We start from the raw sequence: 23,242 nt of genomic DNA, 5'->3' as shown, positions 1-23,242 counted from the left end.
TTGTTTTGGGGTTTTTGGTAATAAAATCAAAGCACTATATCTTGCATTCACATAAAAAAAGTTATACTATATATAGTATCGAAAGCGAAATATTGCTTCATCGCCTTTTAACTTTTATTGAGGGGAATTTGCTCCTTTAAAAGTTAATTTTTTTGCTCCTTGGAACGACCACAAATAGTTCAGCGGACGAATGAAAAGCGCAAAATGAATCAGATATTTTTACAACGAGGAAAAAAGGATGAAATGGGGATTGCAAATGACAACTTACATAGTAAAAGACGGGGGAAACAGAAAGCTACCTTTTGACAAAAGCCGATTGGATGGATATTTAGAGAAAATCCATGAAGAATTTCCGAAACTTGATTTAGAAGATTACAAACGTAAGGTTTTTAATTTTGTAGAGAAGAAGGAAGATTACGCGGCTGACGAATTAGTCGATTATTTAATTAGGGAAGCAGAAGCTCGTACAGATATTCACATTCCTGAATGGGAACATTTCGCGGCACGCCTTTATTTAAATAAATTATATAAAAAAGCGAGTAAAAATCGTTTTTATAATGACGATGATAAATATGGTTCGTACGTGGGACTTCAAGAAAGTTTAGGCGAACGTGGTATTTACTCCGGAAATATCTTAAAAAATTATTCTAAAGAAGATTTAATTGCAGCAGGGAAATTAATTGACCCTGAAAAAGATAAATTATTTACTTATAACGGTTTGTATTTACTTGCGACTCGTTATTTAGCAACTGACTCTGAACGTAATGTGTATGAGTTGCCACAAGAACGTTGGTTAACTATCGCACTTTATTTAATGCAAAATGAACCAAAAGAAAAACGTATGAAATTAGTAGAAGAAGCTTACTGGGCTTTAAGTAATCTATATATGACTGTTGCAACTCCAACGCTCGCAAATGCTGGAAAAGTTGGCGGACAGTTATCTAGTTGTTTCATTGATACAGTAGATGATAGCTTGCAAGGTATTTATGACAGCAATACAGACGTTGCTAGAGTTTCTAAGCACGGTGGTGGTGTTGGTGCATATCTTGGTTATGTTCGTTCAACAGGAGCTGCTATCCGCGGCGTAAAAGGTGCAAGTGGCGGCGTTATTCCTTGGATCAAACAATTAAACAATACAGCAGTGAGCGTGGACCAATTAGGCCAACGTAAAGGTGCGATTGCTGTTTATCTAGACGTTTTCCATAAAGATATCGAATCTTTCCTTGATTTACGTTTAAACAATGGTGACCAACGTCTACGCGCACATGATGTATTTACTGCCGTTTGTATTCCTGATATTTTCATGGAAGCTGTAGAACGTCGTGGCGAGTGGTATTTATTCGATCCACATGAAGTAAAAGCGAAAAAAGGCTGGTACTTACAAGATTTCTACGATGAAACAAAAGGTGAAGGTACTTTCCGCGAAAAATATGACGAATTAGTAGCTGACGAAACAATCAGCAAAAAAATCGTTAAAGCAATTGATATTATGAAACGTGTGATGGTAAGTCAACTTGAAACAGGTAACCCATTCATGTTCTACCGCGATGAAGTAAACAGAATGAACCCTAACAAACACGAAGGCATGGTTTATTCTAGTAACTTATGTACAGAAATTATGCAAAATATGAGCCCAACAAAAATGATTCAAGAAATTATTTCTGGTGATCAAATCGTTATTACAAAACAAGCGGGAGATTTTGTTGTATGTAACTTATCTTCTGTTAACTTAGGCCGTGCAGTTGTGGCGGAAGAAGAAGGCACGTTAGAACGTTTAATCGAAGTCGAGGTACGTATGCTTGATAACGTTATCGACTTAAACGAACTACCAGTACCACAAGCAACGATTACAAACCAAAAATACCGTTCTATCGGACTTGGAACATTCGGTTGGCATCACCTGCTTGCTCTTAAAAATATCGCTTGGGACTCAGAAGAAGCTGAGAAATATGCCGATGAATTATATGAACAAATCAACTATTTAGCAATTCGAGCTAGTAACAAACTAGCTCAAGAAAAAGGTGCTTACAAAGTCTTCAAAGGAAGCGATTGGAACACTGGAGAATATTTCGCACGTCGTAACTATAATTCAGCTGAATGGCAAGAATTAGCGAAAGAAGTAGCAGAAAAAGGCTTACGTAATGCGTACCTTGTAGCTGTAGCGCCAAATATGAGTACGGCACAAATTGCTGGCTCCACTGCTTCCATCGACCCAATTTACAGTGCGTTCTACTATGAAGAGAAAAAAGATTACCGCCGTCCAGTAATCGCACCAGACTTAAACTTAAGCACATATCCATACTACGAAAAAGGTGCTTACAAAGTAGACCAATTCGCAAGTGTTCGTCAAAATGGTCGCCGTCAACGTCACGTGGATCAATCGCTAAGCTTTAACTTCTACGTACCAAGTGGCATCAAAGCAAGTAAATTACTTGAACTACACATGACTGCTTGGAATGAAGGATTAAAAACAACTTACTATGTCCGTTCAAACGATATCGACGTAGAAGAGTGCGAATGGTGCTCAAGCTGATAAATCTCTAAACACTTTATGGATAACGCAAAAATGAAAGGGAGGGCTTGCCTAGATGGCTAACCAAAAAGAACAACTTACACGCATTAAAATTTTAGAACCTTTATTTCCTAATCGTTCTACTTCAATCATAAACGGAGAAACTAGCGGGATTTTGAATTGGAATGATATCCCGTATCCATCTTTCTACCGTGCTTATAAAGAACTTTCTACTAACTACTGGATTCCAGATGAAGTAGACATGAAAAGTGATGCTAAACAATATCCGAATCTTTCGGAAGAAGAAAAATATGCTTTTGATGCCATCATTGGCTTACTAGCAACACTTGATTCTCCGCAAACACGTTTCATTTACAATATTGCGGAATACATTACCGATCCAGCAGTTCATGCGAATGCAGCGATTATCGGGCAACAAGAAGTAATCCATAATGAAAGTTACTCTTATGTACTTGCTTCTATCACCAACTTACAAGAACAAAATCGCGTATTTGAACTTGCAAGAACACATCCGACAATCATTAAACGTAACGAGCCAATCATGGAAGCGTATGATGATTTCATGAATAATAAAACAGGTGAAACACTTGTCAAAGCGTTAATTCAATCTTCTATTTTAGAAGGAATTAATTTCTACAGTGGCTTTGCTTACTTCTACAACCTTGTTCGTCAAAATAAAATGACAGGAACTGGGAAAATCATTAGCTTTATCAATCGTGATGAATTAGCTCACTCGAAATTTATTTCAGAAGTAATCCGGGCTATCCTTGGGGAAAACCCAGAATTACAAACAGATGAGTTAGTAGCATACACACATGAAGCTTTCCGCCACGCTGTTGAACTTGAAACAGAATGGTCCGAAGAAGTTTTACAAGGCATTGAAGGCATTGATGTAGAAGAAATGGTTGATTACGTGAAATATCGTGCCAACAAAATGCTAGGAATGCTTGGTATTCCAGAACTTTATCCAGGACATAGCGACAACACGATGACGTGGATTAAAGCCTATGCAGATAACTTTACAGAAACAAAAACCGACTTTTTCGAAATGCGCAATTCAAGCTATAAAAAAACGAATATGGATAACGGATTCGACGATTTATGAGAATTTTGTTAGCCTTTGATTCTCTAAGTGGGAATACGAAAATGGTGGCTGATGAAATTGAAGCGAGATTACAAAGCGAAGGGCATGAAGTTGTGTCCTTTCGCGTATCTCCTTCCGCCGCGTATCCGCTTGATGAGGATTTTGACTTGTACGTGTTGGGGGCATGGACAGTCGACTACGGAAGAACACCGCCAGATATGAAAGATTTTATCGCGGAACTAGCCGTAAAGCCCAAGAACGTAGCCATTTTTGGCACTGGGGAAACACAATGGGGTATGGATTTTTATTGCGGAGCTGTCGACCGAATGGTAACCTATTTCGGAACAAGCTACCCAACCTTAAAAATAGAACAAATGCCGCACACAGAACAAGATGCGGCTGACATAGACAATTGGGTCAAGAAAATTTTAGCATTAAGGAGTGGAATCAAATGACAAGTATTGAAATTAAAACAGCTGAAGAATTCGCAGCTCATATTAATGGGGAAGAATTAGTATATGTAGATTATTGGAAAGACAATTGTCCTAATTGCAAAATGCTTGACCTTTCTTTTGCTGAATTCAAAAACTCTGAAAACGCAAGCAAAGTAAAAGTATTAAAAGTAAAATTAGAAGAAATGGGCGAAAACTTCTTTTTTGACCGTGATGTACAACAAACACCAACACTTGTACTTTACAAAGGCGGCGAAGAAATCCACCGTTTAAACGGATTTATCCCACCAAACAAAATTGAAGAAGCAATTTCTTTAAACGCATAATTGAATGAGCAGTAAGTTTCCTAATATTAGGCGGCTTAGTGCTCATTTTTTATAAAGGTGTTTGCGATATATTTCACAAAAAATCTTCTAAAGGAGCGAAAATGGTGAAACAATTACAAGCTGAAATTACTGCTTTTCTAAAAGAACGCGATTGGTTAGATCAATATAATCACCCGAAAGATTTGGCAATTTCGCTATCGCTTGAGGCGTCTGAACTACTTGAATGCTTTCAGTGGAAAACGGATGAAATAGCGTTAAAAGAAAACCGGGAAGCAATTTTAAAAGAAGTAGCGGATGTCATGATATATGCACTTCAAATTGCTGAAAGTATGGGGGCAGATGGTGAGGAACTTGTTCGCTTAAAGTTAGCGGAAAATCGTACGCGAACGTGGCCGAAAGAATAGAAAAAGCTGCTTTACCAATGAAGGATAAAGCAGCTTTTTTATTTAATAAGAATAAGATCGTTTGCGACTTTTTTTAGAACGAATCATTGCGAAAATGCCTGCTACAATAAAAATAAGCGAAATGATACAAACACCGAAACCGATAAGTCCAGTTATGCTAAACGAAAAACCAAAGCCAATCAAACCAACAAGAAGTACAACTAAGCTAGCTAATTTCATTTAAAAGCTCCTTTCAGAAATCTTATCTCTATTATAAAGGAATAACTTAAAAAAAATAAGCCTTTAAAGAGAAAATTTTTTTAAAGATGAAAGGCATTGATAGAGCATCAGTTCGCATAATTCCGAAATAGTCAAGACTGCAAAGGAAAAAAATTATCTGTTATAGTAAGAAAGTGAGAGAGGCAAGGAGGACAACACATGGATTTTAAAGAGTATCAAGTTTTAGCAAATAGAACTGCAGCAACACACGAACAGGCATTAACGAATTACGGACTTGGAATAGCTGGAGAAGCCGGTGAAGTTGCTGATTTGATTAAGAAATATGCTTTTCATGGACACGATTTAGATAAAGATGCGTTGACGAAAGAATTAGGAGATGTTCTTTGGTACGTATCGCAAATTGCTAAATGGGCGGACATAAGCATGGAAACCGTTGCCGAATTAAATATCGAAAAATTAAAACGCCGCTATCCGCAAGGCTTTTCGGCGGAACGAAGCAAACTCCATATCGATTAAAAAAACGTTTGTATTTAAGAACTTTCTTAAATACAAACGTTTTTAGTTTTTTAGTGAGCTAGAAAACCTGCTAAATAGCGTATAAATGACATATTGAATAATCGAGAAGTAGAACACAAAGTTCCAGAATGGCCAGTGAAAAACACTAAACATGATTTGGATAGAATCGATTGGTTGTGTTAGTAAATGAATCGAATGCAGGCGTGAAAATCTGCCAATATAAATGGCATAGCTTGATAATAAGATTAAACCAATGGCTAGTAGTTGATAACTTAACCAGCTAGTCCAATTAAAGCGTCTTCTTATTTCAGCGAGCATTTTTGCAAAGGACCAGAAGCCAATAAATAATCCAAAGAATACGCCAACGATAATATAAGTGAAGTGGCGCCATAACCAAGGCGATGTCGAAAGTATTCCTTCTGCTCCGTAAATCTCTAAGCGCTGTAAATGTAGCAAGTCAGTGAGTAGATAAGGCGCATTTGGGAAAAATACTAACCAAACAATGCCGAGTGGCCAAAAAATCCACCATACACGAGGTTTCTTTGTGAGGAATACAGCTATTTCGAAAGGTATATAAGCAAGCCCAACATTTAAAATTAAAAAAGTATACGTGTCTGCGGTAAAATGTAAAACAAGAAAATATCCGAGTAAAAAAGCTCGGCAAGTCCAAATTGCTTTCGTCATGTAATAGTCACCTCGTGCTTGCTATTGTATCACAATTTGAGTTGCCGAGGATAACTTAACCTGCTAAATGAAACAAAAGTACTAAAGCTAAGCCAAAAGCAGAAAGCAAGACCGAACCAATAAACGCCGCCACAAAAGGTTTCCCGCCCATTTTTCCAAAAGATGGTAAGTGGACATTTAATCCAAGTCCGCCCATTGACATAGCAATAAGGAAATAAGCACAGACAACGAGGAAATTGGTGATAGATGTTGGAATGATACCAAAACTATTGATAGCACTTGTAGCTAGGAAGCCGAAAATAAACCAAGGTACAGGAAGTTCGGCCCATGAAAAGCGGTTATTTGTTCCAGCGTTCACCATTTTTGCAACAACAAAGCAGACAGGAACAAGTAGCGCCACGCGAGTTAATTTAACGATGACCGCCATATCGACAGCTGCAGTTCCACCTGGATCCGCGGCAGCAATAACGTGCGCAATTTCATGAAGCGTAGCCCCCGCAAAAATACCGTAACCATCTGGTCCAAGCGGCAAAATTGGATAAATTAGCGTATAAATAATCGTGAAAATAGTTCCAAGTAGCGCGATAATCGTAGCAGCGACCGCAGTTTGGTTGTTATCAGCCTTTACCTGTGGTGAAATTGCCACGACCGCCGCCGCCCCGCAAATCCCTGTGCCACAAGCGACTAGAATCGCCAGCTTTTTATCTACACCAAAAAGTTTCGCCAAAAAGTAAACGACTGCAATGCCGAAACTAAGACATAAGGCCGCAATCAAGAATACGCGCCACCCAGCATTATAAATATCGACTAAATTTAGCCGAAAACCAAGTAAAATAATCCCGGCACGAAGAATCACTTTGTTCGAAAATTGAATGCCAGTAAACCATTTATCCGGAACTGGAAAAAGGGCACGAATGATAATTCCAAGTAAAATTGCTGTAACAAGCTGTCCGAGAATCATTAAAAATGGTAGTTTTGCCAAAAAATAAGATAGGGTAGCGATGCAGAACGTCAGCGCAATACCATACCAAAAAGTCTTCGTTTTAAATAAAATTTGACTCATATTCATCCCCCTTTCTTCTATGCTTTTACTTTACCATTTTCAATTTTATTAGTAAAATTTATATTAATTATATTATTGATAAGTTATTTTTATGGAGGTGCTCAAATGGATGAGGCATTAAGAACGTATATCCGTGTTGTAGAATTGCAAAGTTTTACAAAGGCGGCTGAAGAATTGCACATTTCCCAACCAGCTGTATCGTTGCAATTAAAGAAATTAGAAGAAACTTATGAGACGGAGCTGATATACCGGCAAGCGAAAAAGTTTATTTTAACAGCTACGGGAGAAATACTATACCACCGCGCCAAGCAATTGGAAGGACTATATAAACAAGTAGAAGATGAAATTAGTTTGTATCACCATCATTTAAAAGGGCGGCTGCGGATTGGTGCGAGTTTTACGATAGGAGAATATTATTTGCCGGCGATGATTGCAAAGTTTCATGAGCTTTATCCAGATATTACGATCGAACTCATCATCGAAAATACGGCGAAAATCGCTGATAAAGTCGAGCTACTTCAAGTGGATACAGGCCTTATTGAAGGGCAAGTGAGTAAGAAAGATTTGGAGATAAGTGCTTTTGCGGATGACGAAATGTGTATTGTTGGTCGGGCAGATGGTTCACTTGTGGAAATTGAGCAAGGGGCAACGTGGATTGCGCGAGAAGAAGGATCTGGTACACGAGAATACCTGGATCATGTATTAAGTACAAACGGTTGGAATGTCGCTGAAAAAGTCGTTGCTTGGAGCAATATGGCGGTCAAACAAATGGTGCTTGAGGGCATGGGCTACACGGTGATCTCACGATGTGTCGTTAAAACAGAAATAGCGGAAGGGAAATTACGCGTTTTTAATGAGGCGGGTAGTTTTATGCGGAAGTTTTCGGTCTTAAAAAACAAGCAAAGACTGGAAAATCGGATTGCCGAAACCTTTTTAACTTTTTTAAAGGAAAACCAGTAAATAAAACTAGCTTTTTAACAAGGGAGTGATTACAATGAGGAAGAATACATTTTAGAAGGGGAGAAGTAATGAAAGAATATTTTATAGATCGTTCCTATAAGGCTTCTATGGGGATTGCGAATGCGGTTCTTGTAACGCTTGGGATTGGGCTTCTGTTGCAAACGATTGGCCAGATGACAGGAATTTCATTTCTTGTAACGGTTGGTGCGATTGGTAAAACGATGCTCATTCCAGGAATTGGTGTTGGTATCGCGATGTGCTTGCATGCGAATACGCTTGTGACGATAAGTGCGGCTGCATCTGCTGTTATTGGCGGCGGGGCGGTAGTGACTTTGGCTGGTGGTGGCGTTGGTATTACTAGCGGAGAACCGGTGGGCGCTATTTTGGCCGTTATTGTGGCAGTTTGGACTGGGAAAAGGGTCACTGGGAAGACGAAATTTGATATGATTTTAATTCCTGGCGTATCACTTTTAGCGGGCGGACTTAGCGGTATTTTATTTGCAAAGATTATGGCGCCGATTTTAGCTTCTGTAAGTCTTGGGATTAGTTCATTAATTGGTGGTTCACCGCTAATTTCATCGATGGTTATTGCTTTTGTGTTTGGGTTACTGATACTTAGTCCGGCTTCATCTGCTGCGCTCGCGATTGCGCTTCAACTTGATCCAACAGCTAGTGCTGCGGCATTGATTGGATGCTCGGTGCAATTTGTATCCTTTGCGGTGTTAAGTTATCGGGACAATAACTGGGGTGCATTTTTCGCGCAACTTATCTGTACGCCGAAATTACAAACACCTAATATTATTAGAAAGCCTAGTTTGATGTTAGTGCCGTTACTGACGACATTAATTGCTGGACCTCTTGGCGTGATGGTATTTCATATTCAAGCCGCGAGTGAAGTTGCTGGCCTTGGCTTATGCGCCTTTGTTGCACCACTTTATTTAATAGCAAATTACGGATTCAGCACACTTGCTGCTTTTATTTTGGTAGCAGTTGTCTTGCCAGGTGTTATTGCACTTATTGTCAGACCGATTCTTGTTAAAAAGGAACGCCTCAAAACAGGTGATTTAACGATTGAGTTGCAGTAGAATAGGTAGCACTTTGAATTGGTTTCCATAAGTAAATGAATAAACGTATAATGTATGAAAGCGTAGTATGCTAAGTGACACTTGGATATACTACGTTTTTTAATATATAGCATGGTATAATATGTATGACAAATTTATATTTTACGATGAAATGAGGACAACAAGTGTGGATAATGAATACAAACAAATTGGATATATCAGCACGGAAGGTGGTCCAGTTTTATTTGGTGATTATGAAATTATAACTAAATGGAATGGTATTATGACGGATGATTATGAAAAGTTAATCGAAGCAAACAAAGAAGATTTTATTTATAAAATAGCAGATAAAAATGTGGTTGCTTGGGATCCAGAGGGTGGTGCATGTATCAGTATTCATTGTAATAATAAGGACGACTTTACTTTCATAAAATCATTTATTGCGCTAAAGGATAATGACAAATATATAGATTCAATAGGGCAGAATGAAGAAGTTTTAGGCGAAGTGGAGATATTTTCAAATACACTACTCATTTTATATGCAACTGAATCGGGTGCTTTATTAGAGCCTTTAAAAGATAACTCGATTACAAGGTTAACAGGTGGTTTAGCATTTGAAAATTCAGTGCTTTCTATACCAGTTTCAAATGGCGTATATCGCTGTGTTTCAGATTTAGTATTTGACTCAGGGAAACTATATCAAGCAAAGCGTTTATTATTAACAAAGCTTTAAAAAACTAGGCAAAACAAATGGTTTTTACTTAAGATGATGTCGGTAGTCTTTCTTTCAATAATGGTATTTTGGATAAGCATATGCTATGATTTATTGTGATGACAATAATACAATTTGAGAGGGAAGACTTAAAATGGTTAGAAAGTTAAATAAGATGAATGACGCATCGCCACTCTACGCTCAAATAGCAGATGACTTACGCGGGAAAATTCAATCAGAAATTTGGCAAGCTGGGGATAAAATTCCACCGGAGCTTGATTTATGTGATTTATACAATGTCAGCAGAATTACGGTACGAAAAGCAATAGATGAGCTCGTTCGCGAAAATTTGTTATACAGAGAACGTGCGAAAGGAACCTTTGTACGCGACTGGGAGGAACCAGAGGATGAGCATTTTACGTTAGTGCGCAGTTTTACGAATGAAATGAAAGAGCTTGGGAAAAAGGCTGTGACATTGCATGCTGAAGTTGAAGTAATAAATGCGGATAAAAAAATTGCGATGCAGTTGGGGTTAACGGTTGGAGATAAAGTCTTACAAATTAAACGTTTGCGCGGAACCGCAGATCTTGCTTTTGCTCTTTTTGTCAGTGTGATACCGTTTAACCAAGATTATTCGCTCAAAGCGGAAGATTATTATGGTTCTTTTTATGAATATTTGAAAGGGTTTGGCATTATCGTTAATCAAGAGAAGGAATATATCGAAGCAATGTTGCCAAATCGTGAAGTTCAGGAAGCTCTAGGGATTGATAAACAGGAGCCAATTTTAAAAAGAGTGCGAATGACGAAACAAAAAGAAAGTGATTTTAGAGAGTATAGTGAATGCTTTTATGTGGGAAGGCATTATCGATATTATATTGATTTTGAATAAAAGGAAGCCTATCAACATCCAGATTGATAGGCTTCTTTTTTTCTATAAATTACGTACAAATGCTTGAATAACAGCTATTTTCTCGTTGTCGCTTGTATTTCTAATTTGATAAGTTCCGACAATTGCAGGAACGATAAATGTTTCTCCGTAATGTACTTCAAATGGTGCGAAGGAGTCATCGCTACTTTCGACAACAGCACTAGTTCCTTCTACCAAATTGAGCATATTCACACTGTCATTTGTGTGGACGGTAACTGTTTCTTTAAACCAGTGGCGGTGGGTTTCGATAAATTCTAATTCATGCAAACCAGTGCGCTCTACTTTTGAAGTATTATCTTCATGCAAAGTTTCAAATTGGTTTATTAAGTTTTCTTTTACCCATTTGGTGTCACGATCAAGTTGGAGATTTTCCCGGCCGTGCTCTAAGTGAACAGGGCGTGGAGTGCCGTCGAGGCCCGTTCGTTCCCAGTCCCACAATTTAAACGTGAAAATATAAGGAGTCGCGCTAATTTCTAAAACGACTGTGCTTGGGCCGCCGCAATGAATCGTACCGGCTGGAATTAAAATATGGTCGTGTTTTTTTACAGGGAAGACGTTAATATATTTTTCATCAGGGAAACGGTAATTTCCTTCAGCGGCTTTTTCTAAATCGGCCATAATCGCTTCTTTTGTTGTGCCTTCTTTTGTTCCAAGGTAAACAGTGGAATCGCTAGCTGCTTCTAAAATATAATAACTTTCGTCTTGCGTATAATGGATGCCAAACTTGTCTTGCGCATATTCTACTAAAGGATGGACTTGTAGACTCAAATTGCCTCCACCAACAGTATCGAGATAGTCGAACCGAATCGGGAATTCCGTGCCGAATCGGCTATGCACTTTTGGTCCAAGTAATTCATTTGGAAAATGGTTGACTACGTTTGTGGAAGGGACTTCAATACGAATATCATCAAAACGCATATATAAACTATTTTCTTCGGGAACGCCGTCAAAGGCCCAACCGTAATTGTCGGCAGCTGGATCAAGTCCAAAATTATTTTTCATCCACTGACCGCCCCAAACACTGGCATCAAAGTAGGGAACAACTCTAAAAGGAGCTCTCGCAACTTGTTTTAAGCCATTTCGATAATCTTCACCGCGTACCATTTTTGGTTCATTTTTTTTATTTGTATCAAGTAAGAAATCTACCTGTTGATAGAGTTTTTTCTTTTGGCGATCAGCCATGCGCCATTCAAAGAAGTAGCCTCGTTTAAATTTACGAAGCGCATCTTCATTCGCATTGTCCGCTTTCCAATTAGGTTTATTTTCTCCGCGGTAACGGCACTGAATTTCCCACCGCGCTAAATCTGCATAAATAAGGATGTCAGGACTTGGCGCGACAACGGTTGCTCCTGTTCCATAAATAACAACTAAGCCTTGAATTTCAGCTATTTCTGCTTGAATTGTTGCCAGTGTATCAGCCGGATAAAAGTCACTCACTTCATAATGAGACATAATACCGAACACTCGGTCATCTGTTAAATTTGCTTTAATAATAGCTGTTACTTCCTCATTATTAAGCGCCAAATCATCTGCAAAAATCGCTTTTTCTACAGGTAACAATGGAAGTAGTTCGGAAGCAATTTCTTCATTTCTTGTTCCTGGATAACATTCAATGGCGATAATCGTTTGTTTTTTATTCTTTTTTTGAATGGCAGTTAGTAATTCTGCAGCAATATCTTTGTAACCCGCCCAAGCACCATCGAACTGATGGATTTTTACTTCCGGTGCTAAATCATACGTGGTCAAAACAATCACTCCTTGTTTATATTGTTATTACAATATAAATATAACATTGAGTATCTCGTTTGTCATTACAATCTATTGTCTATTTTTGTTATAACAATACAATTCCTTTTGTAACGTAATGTACACATTTTTTTGCGAAAAGGCATATCTAAATCGAGTTTTTTCGTGTAAAATATAACAGTGAAAGTAATAAAAAATAAAGAGGTTCAAATTATGGAGAAAAGTGGATTTGTTGCAGATCCTATTTACGGAGAAATCAAGAATGAGATTATGACTAACACTTTGGAAAATGGCGAAAAAGTGGACATAGAAGACATCATGAAACGATTTCAGGTCAGCAAACGAGTAGCTTTTGGTGCGCTCCATTGTTTACATAAAAGTGGTATATTATGCAAAAAAAATGGAGAAACTGGTTTTTCTGTTGCAGTAAACAGTGAAGCCGAGCATCGCGAAAAATCACGATTGAAGTTAGCTTTTTTTCATCTAAATTATGCTGTACAAAAACTACAAGAAAAAGACGCAGAAGTTTGCGCTACATGTCTTCGTAAAGAATTAGTTTATATTAAACTAGCTGTTGCGGAACAAGACACCAATGTTTTTATTAGCCATGTGAAAAACTTTTATGCTTGTATGATTCACTATACAGAAATGCCAGCTATGGAGAAAAACATTGATATACTGAGCCAGACGCTGCAAAATATGAAAGAAAAGAACGAAAAGCTATTTTTCGAAGCATTTACAATGGATGTTTCGGAGACCTTAGAGGAATTAGTGACACATCTAGAAGCAAAAGAATTTGAAAAATGTCACTTAGTCATCCAAAGATTTTATGATAAAAATATCTCTATCTTGTTTTCAGAATCAAAAAACCCCGAATGACGATTTCGTCACACGGGGTTTTTCTTTTCGGATGAGCTTGTCTTGCCACTCATCTGATGGGCCGGACCATGTCTGGATGTTTCTGAATAAACATACAACAATCGGAAAACGGTGAGGCATTTTCAAACAAGTAGGCGAATTATTTGTCTTGCTACTTACTTCTCAAGATATTCAAACTTACGAATAAATGAGCGCCCGTAACTTGCTTAAATAGTGGCCATGAATGATACGATACTTTATTCGCTTATTTACCAATGTAGTGAGGATAAAAATATTGATAAACGAGCGACGTAACGAAATTCCGTCTTCCTACAACTAAGTTAGCGTAAAGTCCTTGACGCGGCTTATACTCCTCGCCTTCCTCCTGTCAGCTAACCGTAGCTGCTTGACACTAAAATCCTTCACCAGACGTTTGCCGGCATATGACAAAGCTGAGAAAAAAATCAGCTTGTACACCAAGTTTTTGTCATTCGCATCACCTTTTATTTGTTCGTTGTACTATATATATAACCGTTTCAAATAAATGTAAACGCTTTATTCGTAAAATGATTATAAAGTCATAGTTTGAACATTAAGCCGGGTCTTTTGTCAGAGGAAATAAGCCATTAATATATCATCGACATATTCGCCTTGAATAATGAATTCTTTTTCCAGTAGTCCTTCTTGTTTAAAACCATTTTTTTCATAAAAGCGAATTGCTTTTTTATTGATAGATAGAACGCGTAGGGCGATTTTAATATAGCCTTTTTCGTGGGCAACTTCTTTCATTTTGTCCATTAAAAGTTGTCCAACGCCAGCACGCTGGAAGTCTGGATGTACAGCAATATCAATTTCTACTACGTGTTTATTGGATAGAAGCGGGATAGGGGATTTGTAGCCAAGAATCCCGACTACTTTATCCTCAGTTGCGACAACTATTTTGGACCCTGGAGGGGATTTAAGTAAAAAATCTGCCTCACTATCAAAATGGATATTGCCAGGCGTTGTTCCTGGAGTCCAAACTAAATGTTCTAATTCAATCATAGAAGCAGCATCTTCGCGCTTAGATAGTCTAATTTGCATAATTTACCAACTTTCTTTATTTTCTTTTTGCATAGGATAAGGAGGTTTTCCAAGTTTTCCATAAGCCGTCGTTGCTATATAGCAGGACATTTCCTTGATAAAGGCGAACGGTAAGGAAAAAGGCGCCCACCACGCTCGCAAGGAGAATGGCAAGTGAACTAAAGATGCCGATAGTCGAAACGGATAATAAGTCCATTCTCGCTAACATCATCATCGGTGAAAAGGTCGGAATGTACGAGCCGATAACAACGAGTAAATTGTCCGGTGCGTTAGCTGCTGCAATCGATCCCCAGTAGCCGATAATTGCTAGAATCGTCATCGGATAAATAAACTGGGCAACGGTTTCGACATTTGGGACCATCGAACCAATCATTGCTGCGAGTAAAATATATAACAGTAAACCTAAAATAACAAATAGTAAATTTAGCACAAGATAGTAGGCTGGGAAAACAGCAATTTGATCTAAGACGTTTTGGACCATTTCTGTGTTACGGCCAGCAATTAGAACGACCGCGCCACAAACGACATAAAACCCAATTTGCGTCAGAAGCATAAAAATGATCGCTGTTAGTTTGGCAAATAAGTGTGTCGTCGCCGATACGCTTGATAAAATGACTTCCATAATTCGTGTGCCTTTTTCTGTAGCGATTTCAGAGGCAACAATGTTTGCGTAACTCATAACGAAGATGAAGATAACGAGCGTTAAAATAAGTACCGCTGCGCTCATGACATCTTTTTCGTGGTTGGTTAGCTGGTTATTGGATTCTAAATCATTTGTCACAGAGACAGGAGATGTAATTGACTGCAATTGTTCATTGGTGATTTTATATGCAGCTGCTTTTTCGGCGATTTTCGTAGCTGTCAGGTCTTCAGTTAAACGAGTAATAACATCTTGTCCGGCTGTTTCCTGAGTCGTATAAATCGCGCCAACAGTATCATTTTCTTGCGTAATCGTGACAAATCCGTCGATATCACCTTTTTTCAAAGCGGACTGGGCGGTTTTTTTGTCTTTAATGGTTGTATTTACTTCGAAATGATTTTTGTCTGCGGCTAGTGATTTAGCAAAAACAGGATCGTCAGAAAGTACCGCAATTTTTGTAATATCACTACTAGAGTCAAAATAGTCCACCATTTTTGGAATACCAGCAATCAGTGCCGCGATTAAAACTGGGAACAATAGCGAAATTAAAAATGATTTAGTTTTCACTCGTCGTTTGTAAACTTGCTTGGTTATCACCCAAAATTTACTCATTGGACTCACCAGCTTTCCATTTGAAAATTTCTTCGAGCGTTGGAGCTTGGAGGCTGAACGTTTGGATGAAACCATCTTTTGTCACATAATCAAAAATTTTCTCCGCATCTGCTTCTTCGGCAATTTCCAGTTGCAGGACGCCATCACGATGCGTCTCTACATTTAATACTTCTGGTAAAGCAGCGAGTTCGGCAGCAGTATGGTTGGATTCAATCAAAATCCGTTTGCGTCCAAATACCGATTTTACTGATTCGGTCGTTCCTTGAAGTACCACGTTTCCTTTTTTGAGCATTAAAAGGGAATCGCAAAGTTCCTCGACATTTTCCATGCGATGGCTGGAGAAAATAATTGCCGCTCCAGAAGCACGCAAATCAAAGACAAATTTTTTCAAAATCTCTGCATTGACAGGATCAAGTCCGCTAAATGGTTCATCTAAAATAACTAGTTTTGGTTGATGAATAATCGTACTTAACAGCTGGATTTTCTGCTGATTTCCTTTGGATAGTGTTTTGATTAAGTCTGTTTTTTTGCCGACAATTTCGGCGCGTTCTAGCCAGTCGTCTATTTCTGCTTTAATTTTTTGTTTTGGATACCCTTTTAATTCGGCGAAAAATATCAACTGTTCTTCAATGGTGACATTTGGGTATAAACCGCGTTCTTCAGGCAAATAGCCGATAATATTTGGATCAATTTTACTTACTTCTTTGCCGTCCCACGTAATTTTCCCAGAAGTTGCTTCTAAAAAATGCAAAATAAGACGAAAGGTAGTTGTTTTACCAGCGCCATTTTGTCCGATTAATCCGAGTATTTTTCCTGGTTCTACGCGAAACGATAGATCATTAACCGCGACTTTAGTTCCAAAATTCTTCGTCACATTATGTAGTTCAAGCGTCACATGAGCACCCCTTTCTAAAATCTTCCCTGTGTTTATTATACGGTTTTATCGGGGGATTGTCTTGCTAGAAGTAAAGAGCTACAGCAATTAGCTTTTCACAAACTTTGCCAAAAAATTGTCTAGTGTAGTGGACATAACTTGGTGTAACCGTTTTCTTTTATTTGTGTATAATAGAGCGTAGAGGGAGGTGATGAAATGCTTCTGACCAAAACGGAGCGTGCATTAATTAACTTGTTCTTAACGAAAAACGATTTTTTGACAGCCAAGCAACTAGCTGAAATTCTAGACGTTTCCTCTAAAACCATTTACCGCAAGATTAAAAACATCAATGCCACGACAGAAGGAAAAGATCTTATTATTTCTGAAAAGGGGCGTGGTTTTAAACTAGATTATAAGGCGTATATTCAAGCAAAGTTAGAAACAACTGGTGACATTTTTGGCTATACCCCAACAGAACGACGCGAAAAAATCTTATTGCAAGTATTATTTAAATCCCCTAAATATTTGAACGTAACGACATTATATGAAGGATATTACGTTGGCTATAATTCGATAAAAAATGATTTTACCCTTTTAAATCAATCCATCGAGAAATATGATTTGGCTCTTGAGAAAAGGCAAAAAGAAATACGCGTTGTTGGGACGGAAGAAAATATTCGGACAGCAATCAATGAAGTGATTAATAACCTAGATTTATCAAGCTACGATGATTTGAAAACGGAATACAGCGACCTCAATAAAGCCGATGTTCAGTTTATTGTGAGGCAAATGGAAATTATTGAAAATAAGCTGATGATTAGCATTCCGTACCCATATGATATAAACATCTTTTCGCATTTGTATATTTTAATAAATCGTTTTCGCCAAGGAGAGGTGGAAGACTTTAACGAAAGTGATGACGATTATCTCGTAACGAATGAAAAGCTGCATACGATTGCAGTGGAAGCTATTGAGGCGATTGAACAATATTTAAAAATGAAGTTACCGAAGCGCGAAATATTCCATTTTTTACAGTACTTAATTTCTTCTCGTTTTAACCATGAAATCGAACTAGTTCCAAGCAAAGTTTTACCTATTGTAGAGGAAATGACTGATTTTTACATTAACCAAGTGGCGGCTAAAATCAATATGCCGATTAATAAAAAGCAATTAAAGATCGAGCTACTCAGCCATATGAAGCCAATGGTCAACCGAATGAACCATCAAATTAACATAAAAAACAACTTGTTAAGTGATATTAAATTAGAGTACGGCAAACTGTTTGAAATCATCAAAGAAACCGCCCGCGATGTTGCTAAAACTTTTGAGTTGAATACGATATCTGATGATGAAGTTGGCTATATCACGATATATTTCGCCAAACACATTGAAGCATCCCCACTTGTCAAACGAATTATTATTATGTGTTCAAGCGGGATTGGAACGTCCGAACTTTTAAAAGTAAAAGTTCAAAAAGCTTTTCCAGATGTTGAAATAGTAGACGTTTTATCATCTACTAAATTCAAAAATAGCTTACAAGACTATCAGAATATTGATTTTATTCTAACAACAATCAACGCAGAAAGTAACAAAGAAATCCCGTCGCTGCTCGTCAGTGCGATGTTTACAGAGAAAGATAAAATGATGGTGAAAAAAATGATGGAAACTTTATAGGAGGCGAACCCATGGATATTCAAGAATTAGATATTAGCAAAGTAATAAGTCCGGCACTTGTCAATTTGGACTTAGTAGCAACGACAAAGTTAGAAGTGATTGAAGAATTAACCGACTTACTTGTGGAAACTGGCGCTGTATCAGATAGAGATACTTTTATAGCAGATGTATTGTATCGCGAAGAGGAAGGGAAAACAGGACTCGGCGAAGGTGTTGCCATTCCGCACGGTAAATCAGCTAGCGTAACGAATACATCGATTGCAGTTGGAAGAACGAGCAAGCCGGTAGAATGGGAGTCGCTTGATGATAAGCCAGTTAATATTATTATCCTTTTCGCCGTGAAAAATTCAGATGCAACAACAACCCATATCAAGTTACTTCAAAAAGTAGCGATTTTACTCGCAGATGATGAGGTGATCAGACAATTTCAAACCGTACAGACAAAAGAAGATTTTATTAAATTGTTAGCCAAAAATCAGGATTAGGAGGAGTTTGGGATGAATATTATTGGAATCGCGGCTTGTACATCTGGCATTGCCCATACGTATATTGCCAAAGAAAAACTAACAAAAGCGGGAATCGCGCTTGGGCATACCATCCATATTGAAACGCAAGGCACGATTGGTATTGAAGACGAACTTTCAGCAGAGCAGGTGAAAAATGCCGATGTGGTTATCATTGCAGCCGATATTAAAATCAGCGGAAAAGACCGTTTTAAAGGGAAACGTGTGGTTGAAATTCCAACTGATTTAGCAATTAAAGCACCAAAACAAATTATAAATAAAATAGACAACGAAATAAATAACTAGGGAGTGAACCGGTATGATGAAAAAACTGCAAATCAAAAAACATGCACTTACAGCGATTTCGTATATGTTACCGTTAGTTGTTGCCTCGGGGTTACTTATTGCCATTGGAAATTTAACAAGTGGACAGGTTATTGAAAATTATAAAGCGCCGTATTCTATTCCAGATGCGCTCGTTTCGCTCGGTGTTCTCGGTATGGGCTTGCTTGCGCCAGTTATTGCCGGAGCGATTGCCTATTCGATAGCAGACAGGCCCGGGATCGCGCCAGGGCTCCTCATGGGGCTCATCGCCAATTCCATCGGTGCTGGTTTCTTAGGTGGGATGCTCGGCGGGTACTTAGTTGGTTATTTTATCCTTATTCTTGTCAGATATGTAAAAGTGCCAAAATGGGCGCAAGGTTTAATGCCGATGATGATTATTCCGCTTATTAGTAGTTTGGTCATCGGGCTCTTGATGTATTTCGTTGTTGGGGTTCCAATTGTTTGGGCAACGGAGGCGATGACAAGCTTCTTACAAGGAATGCAAGGCAGTATGCGATTTGTTTTCGGGGCTATACTTGGCGCGATGGCAGCATTTGACTTTGGCGGACCTGTAAATAAAGTCGCTTCCTTGTTTGCCGATGGGTTACTTTTAGAAGGTGTTAAAGAACCAGAAGCCGTGAAAATACTTGCCTCGATGGTGCCGCCATTTGGAGTTACACTTTCATGGGTAGTTTCCAAACTGATTAAAAAGAAAAAATATACAAAATCAGAAGAAGATAATATCAAAATCGCTTTTCCAATGGGGATTTGCATGATTACAGAAGGTGTTATTCCGATTGCTGCAGTGGATCCAATTCGCGTTATTATTTCTTGTACACTTGGGGCCGCGGTTGGCGGAGGACTTAGTATGACGTGGGGGATTGGTTCGCCAGTTCCATCAGGCGGAATGTTTATTGTCCCAGCGATGAACGAACCAATTTTATTCTGCTTGGCGCTACTGATAGGAACTTGTGTCACAGCAGCTATGTTGCTTATCTTGAAACGGGAGCCGACCAAGGAAGAAGAACTCATTGCAGATCAAGGTTTGGAAGAAGAAGAGGAAGTCGATTTGTCTGGAATTAAAATTTCATAGGGCGAGGAGATAAGGCAAATGTATGTTTCGATGAAAGGAATGTTGGCGCGTGCGAACAAAGAGCGTTACGCGGTAATGGCGATTAATTGTTTTAACTTGGAAACAGCAAGAGCGGTAATCGATGCAGCTCAAGAACTTCGTGCGCCAATCATCATTGATTTACTTCAAGACCATTTAACAAGCCACTTAGGAAGTCGATTTTTAACGAAGCCGATTATAAAAATGGCAGAAGAAGCAAGCGTGGAAGTTGCGATTAATTTAGATCACGGGCAAGACGTGGCGATAGTGAAGCAATGTTTGGCAGACGGTTTTTCCAGTGTGATGATGGATGCCTCTAGTTATCCTTATGAAGAAAACGTTGCAATCACGAAAAAAATGGTCGAGTTTGCGGAAGTTTATAATGCAAGTGTCGAGGCGGAAGTTGGTAATATTGGTGCGGTGACGGGGGATAACTATACGAACCAAGACATGTATACCAATCCCAAAGTGGCAATTGATTTTGCAGAGCGAACCGGAATTGATGCACTAGCCATTTCGTATGGTTCTTCCCACGGTGATTATCCAGAAGGCTTTACGCCCGCTTTCCAGTTTGATATTGTTCGTGAAATTAAGGCAGCAACAAACATGCCACTTGTATTGCATGGCGGTTCTGGTTGCGGGTCGGAAAATATCCGAGAGTCTGTTCGGCTCGGTATTAATAAAATCAATGTGGGCTCAGATTTTATGAAAGCGCAGGCCGATAAAATAAAAGCGTCTTTAAAAGAAAACCCAGCTATTAACTATGTCGACTTAATCCATGAAACAATGAAGGCCGGCAAAGAAGCTGTTAAGTATTATATTCAACTATCCGGTTCAACCGGAAAATCACTTTAAAAGGAGAAATGAAAACATGTTAGTAAATATGAAACAATTATTAGAAGTAGCCAAAGAGAATAAATTCGCTGTAGGAGCATTTAATGTAGCAGACAGTAACTTTTTGCGAGTTGTAGTGGAAGAAGCCGAAAAAAATAATGCTCCAGCAATTATCGCCGTGCATCCAACGGAATTGGATTTTACAAAAGATGATTTTTTCCAATATGTACTTGCGAGAATTAAAAATAGTCCAGTGCCATTTGTACTTCATTTGGATCATGGTGATAACATGGGCGATGTGATGCGAGCAGTGCGTTGCGGCTTTAGTTCAGTGATGATTGATGGCTCACTATTACCTTTTGAAGAAAATATTCGAGTGACAAAAGAAGTCGTTGATGTTTGTCATAAATTGGGCATTTCTGTTGAAGGCGAACTCGGAACTATCGGGAAAACGGGAAATAGCATTGAAGGTGGCGTCAGCGAGATTATTTATACAAAACCTGAAGAAGCGGAAGAATATATTAGCCGTACTGGAGTCGACACGCTAGCAGTTGCAATTGGAACGGCTCACGGTATTTATCCAAAAGACAAAGAACCCAAATTACGCCTGGATATTTTAAAAGAGATACAAGCTCTAGTGAACATTCCGCTTGTGCTCCATGGTGGTTCCGCAAATCCCGATGCCGAAATTGCAGCAGCAGTTGAAATTGGCATTCAAAAAGTCAACATTTCGAGTGATTATAAATACGCCTTTTATAAGAAATGCCGTGAAATTTTAAGTACAACAGAACTTTGGGACGCCAATGCAATTTACCCAGACTGCATTGATGCAGCGAAAGAAGTCGTGAAATATAAAATGGAACTGTTCCAATCAGTTAATCAAGTGGAGAAATATCAACAAGCAAAAACACCAGCTTGGCGAAGCGAACTAATTTAATTAGAAAAAAACTAAGAGTCAAAATTGGCTCTTAGTTTTTTTATTTATTTACAAGTGGGATATTTGTTTCCATTAAATGTTGAAACTTCTGGACATCATTAATGCGCCAGGGCTTTTTTTGTGACTCCAAAATGCCTTGTTTTCGTAAATCCCCGAGGACTTTGGACGAGTAACTTTTAGAAGTATTAGCATAATCAGCAAGAACTTGATAAGTTAAAAATGGCGGGAGCTCAACTGCTTTTTCAGATACTTCGAGACCAAAATCAATCATCATGTTTAAAGCATAATAAACTCTTTTGCGGGGAGGTAATTGTTCTTGAAAAGCAATCAGATATAATCTTTTTCTGGTTTCAGCTAATTGATGGAGCATTAAATAATTTTTTGGATCTTCTAACGCCATCATAGTTTTAAAGTAATGAAAATCAATTTTCCACCATACAACATCAGTGAGTGAAAGCATTGCTGTATGCTGCGGTATATCCTCAGAATAAATAGGCAAATGAAGAAACGCACCTTTAGATACAATATAAGAAAAATTACGGTTGCTATCCCCGGCGAATATTAATTTTATAAAACCTTCTTCTATTATATATACATCGTTTTTAGTTTTATCCGCTGCCATTATCATTTTTTCCGGAAGCCGTTCTTGCCTGCAGTGTTTATTAAAGCTAGGATTTTTCTTGAGAAGTTTAAGAATATTATCAATCGAAGCAAATTGGTCTAATGTTTCTTTCAAATACATACGAATCCCCCCTTATGCCATTTGTTTCCCGTAACCTGAGCTGCTAAAACGTTATTCTCTAATAAGGCTGTTTTTGCGAAAATAGTATACATGAAGAACAAAATAACCAAATAAAAACTTTCACGAATCGTTCAAAATATCGCGAAAATAGCAAAGAAACGGAAATAATGCCGCAAAAAAGTATTTCGCAAGGTACTGTTTTTGAGAAAAGGATACGCAAAACCTTTTAGATGAAAAAGTGGGGTGGAAGGCGCTGTCTTATAATAGAAGTATTAAAAGATGCAAACGAAATAATAGATAGAATGAATAAATTTTAAATGTGACAAAAAAGTCAAAAATTGTTGGGGAATGTAGGAAGT

Annotated in this window: 25 protein-coding genes; 17 read left to right on the top strand and 8 right to left on the bottom strand. The window is 38.3% G+C overall.

From position 1 onward, the window contains the following. Positions 1–238: 238 nt before the first annotated feature. From HCX62_RS09030 to HCX62_RS09010, 5 genes are all read left to right on the top strand, one after another. The gene (locus HCX62_RS09030) at positions 239–2,533 is read left to right on the top strand and encodes a ribonucleoside-diphosphate reductase subunit alpha (RefSeq protein ID WP_185501897.1); all 2,295 of its coding nucleotides are present in this window, start codon (positions 239–241) and stop codon (positions 2,531–2,533) included. A gap of 55 nt (positions 2,534–2,588) precedes the next feature. After that, positions 2,589–3,638 (top strand): ribonucleotide-diphosphate reductase subunit beta, encoded by a 1,050-nt coding sequence (locus HCX62_RS09025; RefSeq protein WP_185638592.1) that lies wholly within the window; start codon positions 2,589–2,591, stop codon positions 3,636–3,638. After that, entirely contained in the window at positions 3,635–4,072 is a 438-nt protein-coding gene (locus tag HCX62_RS09020; protein WP_185638590.1) for a flavodoxin, read from the top strand. The genes HCX62_RS09025 and HCX62_RS09020 overlap by 4 nt, the downstream gene beginning before the upstream one ends. Further along, positions 4,069–4,395, top strand: coding sequence for a thioredoxin family protein (locus HCX62_RS09015; protein ID WP_185638588.1), 327 nt, complete (start codon positions 4,069–4,071; stop codon positions 4,393–4,395). Before HCX62_RS09020 ends, HCX62_RS09015 begins: the two co-directional genes overlap by 4 nt. Before the next feature lie 104 nt (positions 4,396–4,499). After that, positions 4,500–4,799, top strand: coding sequence for a nucleotide pyrophosphohydrolase (locus HCX62_RS09010; protein ID WP_185638851.1), 300 nt, complete (start codon positions 4,500–4,502; stop codon positions 4,797–4,799). 42 nt (positions 4,800–4,841) lie between these two features. Here HCX62_RS09010 and HCX62_RS09005 read toward each other — a convergent pair whose 3' ends face one another. Next, positions 4,842–5,018: a hypothetical protein gene (locus HCX62_RS09005; protein ID WP_185638586.1), complete on the bottom strand. Its 177-nt coding sequence runs from the start codon at positions 5,016–5,018 to the stop codon at positions 4,842–4,844. A 198-nt stretch (positions 5,019–5,216) separates the two neighbouring features. Here HCX62_RS09005 and HCX62_RS09000 point away from each other — a divergent pair, with 198 nt between their 5' ends. Beyond that, positions 5,217–5,534, top strand: a complete 318-nt coding sequence (locus HCX62_RS09000) for a nucleoside triphosphate pyrophosphohydrolase family protein (protein WP_185392549.1) — start codon at positions 5,217–5,219, stop codon at positions 5,532–5,534. Positions 5,535–5,576: 42 nt separating this feature from the next. Here HCX62_RS09000 and HCX62_RS08995 read toward each other — a convergent pair whose 3' ends face one another. After that, positions 5,577–6,218: a DUF1361 domain-containing protein gene (locus tag HCX62_RS08995; RefSeq protein ID WP_185638584.1), complete on the bottom strand. Its 642-nt coding sequence runs from the start codon at positions 6,216–6,218 to the stop codon at positions 5,577–5,579. A gap of 55 nt (positions 6,219–6,273) precedes the next feature. Further along, a complete protein-coding gene (locus HCX62_RS08990) occupies positions 6,274–7,281 on the bottom strand; it encodes a YeiH family protein (protein WP_185638582.1) in 1,008 nt (335 codons plus the stop codon). A 105-nt stretch (positions 7,282–7,386) separates the two neighbouring features. Between HCX62_RS08990 and HCX62_RS08985 the strand changes: the two genes are divergently transcribed. The 4 genes from HCX62_RS08985 to HCX62_RS08970 all read left to right on the top strand — a co-directional run bounded on the left by HCX62_RS08985 (position 7,387) and on the right by HCX62_RS08970 (position 10,906). Continuing rightward, on the top strand, positions 7,387–8,241 hold the full coding sequence (locus tag HCX62_RS08985; protein ID WP_185638580.1) for a LysR family transcriptional regulator: 855 nt from the start codon (positions 7,387–7,389) through the stop codon (positions 8,239–8,241). 68 nt (positions 8,242–8,309) lie between these two features. After that, on the top strand, positions 8,310–9,326 hold the full coding sequence (locus HCX62_RS08980) for a PTS sugar transporter subunit IIC (RefSeq protein WP_185638578.1): 1,017 nt from the start codon (positions 8,310–8,312) through the stop codon (positions 9,324–9,326). Between the two features lie 166 nt (positions 9,327–9,492). Continuing rightward, positions 9,493–10,038, top strand: coding sequence for a hypothetical protein (locus HCX62_RS08975; RefSeq protein ID WP_185638576.1), 546 nt, complete (start codon positions 9,493–9,495; stop codon positions 10,036–10,038). 133 nt (positions 10,039–10,171) lie between these two features. Continuing rightward, positions 10,172–10,906, top strand: coding sequence for a GntR family transcriptional regulator (locus tag HCX62_RS08970; RefSeq protein ID WP_061398961.1), 735 nt, complete (start codon positions 10,172–10,174; stop codon positions 10,904–10,906). Between the two features lie 42 nt (positions 10,907–10,948). Here the strand turns inward: HCX62_RS08970 and HCX62_RS08965 are convergent, their stop codons facing one another. Then, the gene (locus tag HCX62_RS08965) at positions 10,949–12,691 is read right to left on the bottom strand and encodes a class I mannose-6-phosphate isomerase (protein WP_185638574.1); all 1,743 of its coding nucleotides are present in this window, start codon (positions 12,689–12,691) and stop codon (positions 10,949–10,951) included. Positions 12,692–12,904: 213 nt separating this feature from the next. On the opposite strand from HCX62_RS08965, the gene HCX62_RS08960 reads away from it, so the two are divergent. Beyond that, positions 12,905–13,570 carry a GntR family transcriptional regulator gene (locus HCX62_RS08960; protein ID WP_185638572.1) on the top strand — a complete coding sequence of 222 codons (666 nt, stop codon included), beginning with the start codon at positions 12,905–12,907 and terminating at the stop codon, positions 13,568–13,570. A 588-nt stretch (positions 13,571–14,158) separates the two neighbouring features. Here HCX62_RS08960 and HCX62_RS08955 read toward each other — a convergent pair. From HCX62_RS08955 to HCX62_RS08945, 3 genes are read right to left on the bottom strand one after another with little or no spacing between them, the layout of a single operon-like run. Then, positions 14,159–14,632 (bottom strand): GNAT family N-acetyltransferase, encoded by a 474-nt coding sequence (locus HCX62_RS08955; protein WP_185638570.1) that lies wholly within the window; start codon positions 14,630–14,632, stop codon positions 14,159–14,161. A 16-nt stretch (positions 14,633–14,648) separates the two neighbouring features. Continuing rightward, positions 14,649–15,884 (bottom strand): ABC transporter permease, encoded by a 1,236-nt coding sequence (locus tag HCX62_RS08950; RefSeq protein ID WP_185638568.1) that lies wholly within the window; start codon positions 15,882–15,884, stop codon positions 14,649–14,651. After that, positions 15,877–16,779 carry an ABC transporter ATP-binding protein gene (locus HCX62_RS08945; RefSeq protein ID WP_185638566.1) on the bottom strand — a complete coding sequence of 301 codons (903 nt, stop codon included), beginning with the start codon at positions 16,777–16,779 and terminating at the stop codon, positions 15,877–15,879. Before HCX62_RS08945 ends, HCX62_RS08950 begins: the two co-directional genes overlap by 8 nt. A 195-nt stretch (positions 16,780–16,974) precedes the next feature. Here HCX62_RS08945 and HCX62_RS08940 point away from each other — a divergent pair, with 195 nt between their 5' ends. From HCX62_RS08940 to HCX62_RS08915, 6 genes are read left to right on the top strand one after another with little or no spacing between them, the layout of a single operon-like run. Next, a complete protein-coding gene (locus HCX62_RS08940; RefSeq protein WP_185638564.1) occupies positions 16,975–18,432 on the top strand; it encodes a BglG family transcription antiterminator in 1,458 nt (485 codons plus the stop codon). Between the two features lie 11 nt (positions 18,433–18,443). After that, positions 18,444–18,917 carry a PTS sugar transporter subunit IIA gene (locus HCX62_RS08935; protein ID WP_185638562.1) on the top strand — a complete coding sequence of 158 codons (474 nt, stop codon included), beginning with the start codon at positions 18,444–18,446 and terminating at the stop codon, positions 18,915–18,917. Positions 18,918–18,929: 12 nt separating this feature from the next. After that, the gene (locus HCX62_RS08930; RefSeq protein ID WP_008948450.1) at positions 18,930–19,241 is read left to right on the top strand and encodes a PTS fructose transporter subunit IIB; all 312 of its coding nucleotides are present in this window, start codon (positions 18,930–18,932) and stop codon (positions 19,239–19,241) included. Between the two features lie 16 nt (positions 19,242–19,257). Next, a complete protein-coding gene (locus tag HCX62_RS08925; RefSeq protein ID WP_185638849.1) occupies positions 19,258–20,352 on the top strand; it encodes a PTS fructose transporter subunit IIC in 1,095 nt (364 codons plus the stop codon). 18 nt (positions 20,353–20,370) lie between these two features. Continuing rightward, the gene (locus HCX62_RS08920) at positions 20,371–21,225 is read left to right on the top strand and encodes a class II fructose-bisphosphate aldolase (protein WP_185638560.1); all 855 of its coding nucleotides are present in this window, start codon (positions 20,371–20,373) and stop codon (positions 21,223–21,225) included. 16 nt (positions 21,226–21,241) lie between these two features. Further along, positions 21,242–22,141, top strand: coding sequence for a ketose-bisphosphate aldolase (locus HCX62_RS08915; RefSeq protein WP_185638558.1), 900 nt, complete (start codon positions 21,242–21,244; stop codon positions 22,139–22,141). A 40-nt stretch (positions 22,142–22,181) separates the two neighbouring features. On the opposite strand, the gene HCX62_RS08910 is transcribed toward HCX62_RS08915, so the two are convergent. Then, complete coding sequence (locus tag HCX62_RS08910; protein WP_185638556.1) at positions 22,182–22,883, bottom strand: Crp/Fnr family transcriptional regulator; 702 nt, start codon at positions 22,881–22,883, stop codon at positions 22,182–22,184. Positions 22,884–23,242 lie beyond the last annotated feature (359 nt).

This window comes from Listeria swaminathanii (genome assembly GCF_014229645.1).
GTDB lineage: Bacteria > Bacillota > Bacilli > Lactobacillales > Listeriaceae > Listeria > Listeria swaminathanii.
The sequence above is the reverse complement of the archived record's forward strand: the minus strand, read 5'-3'. Positions and strand labels throughout refer to the sequence as shown.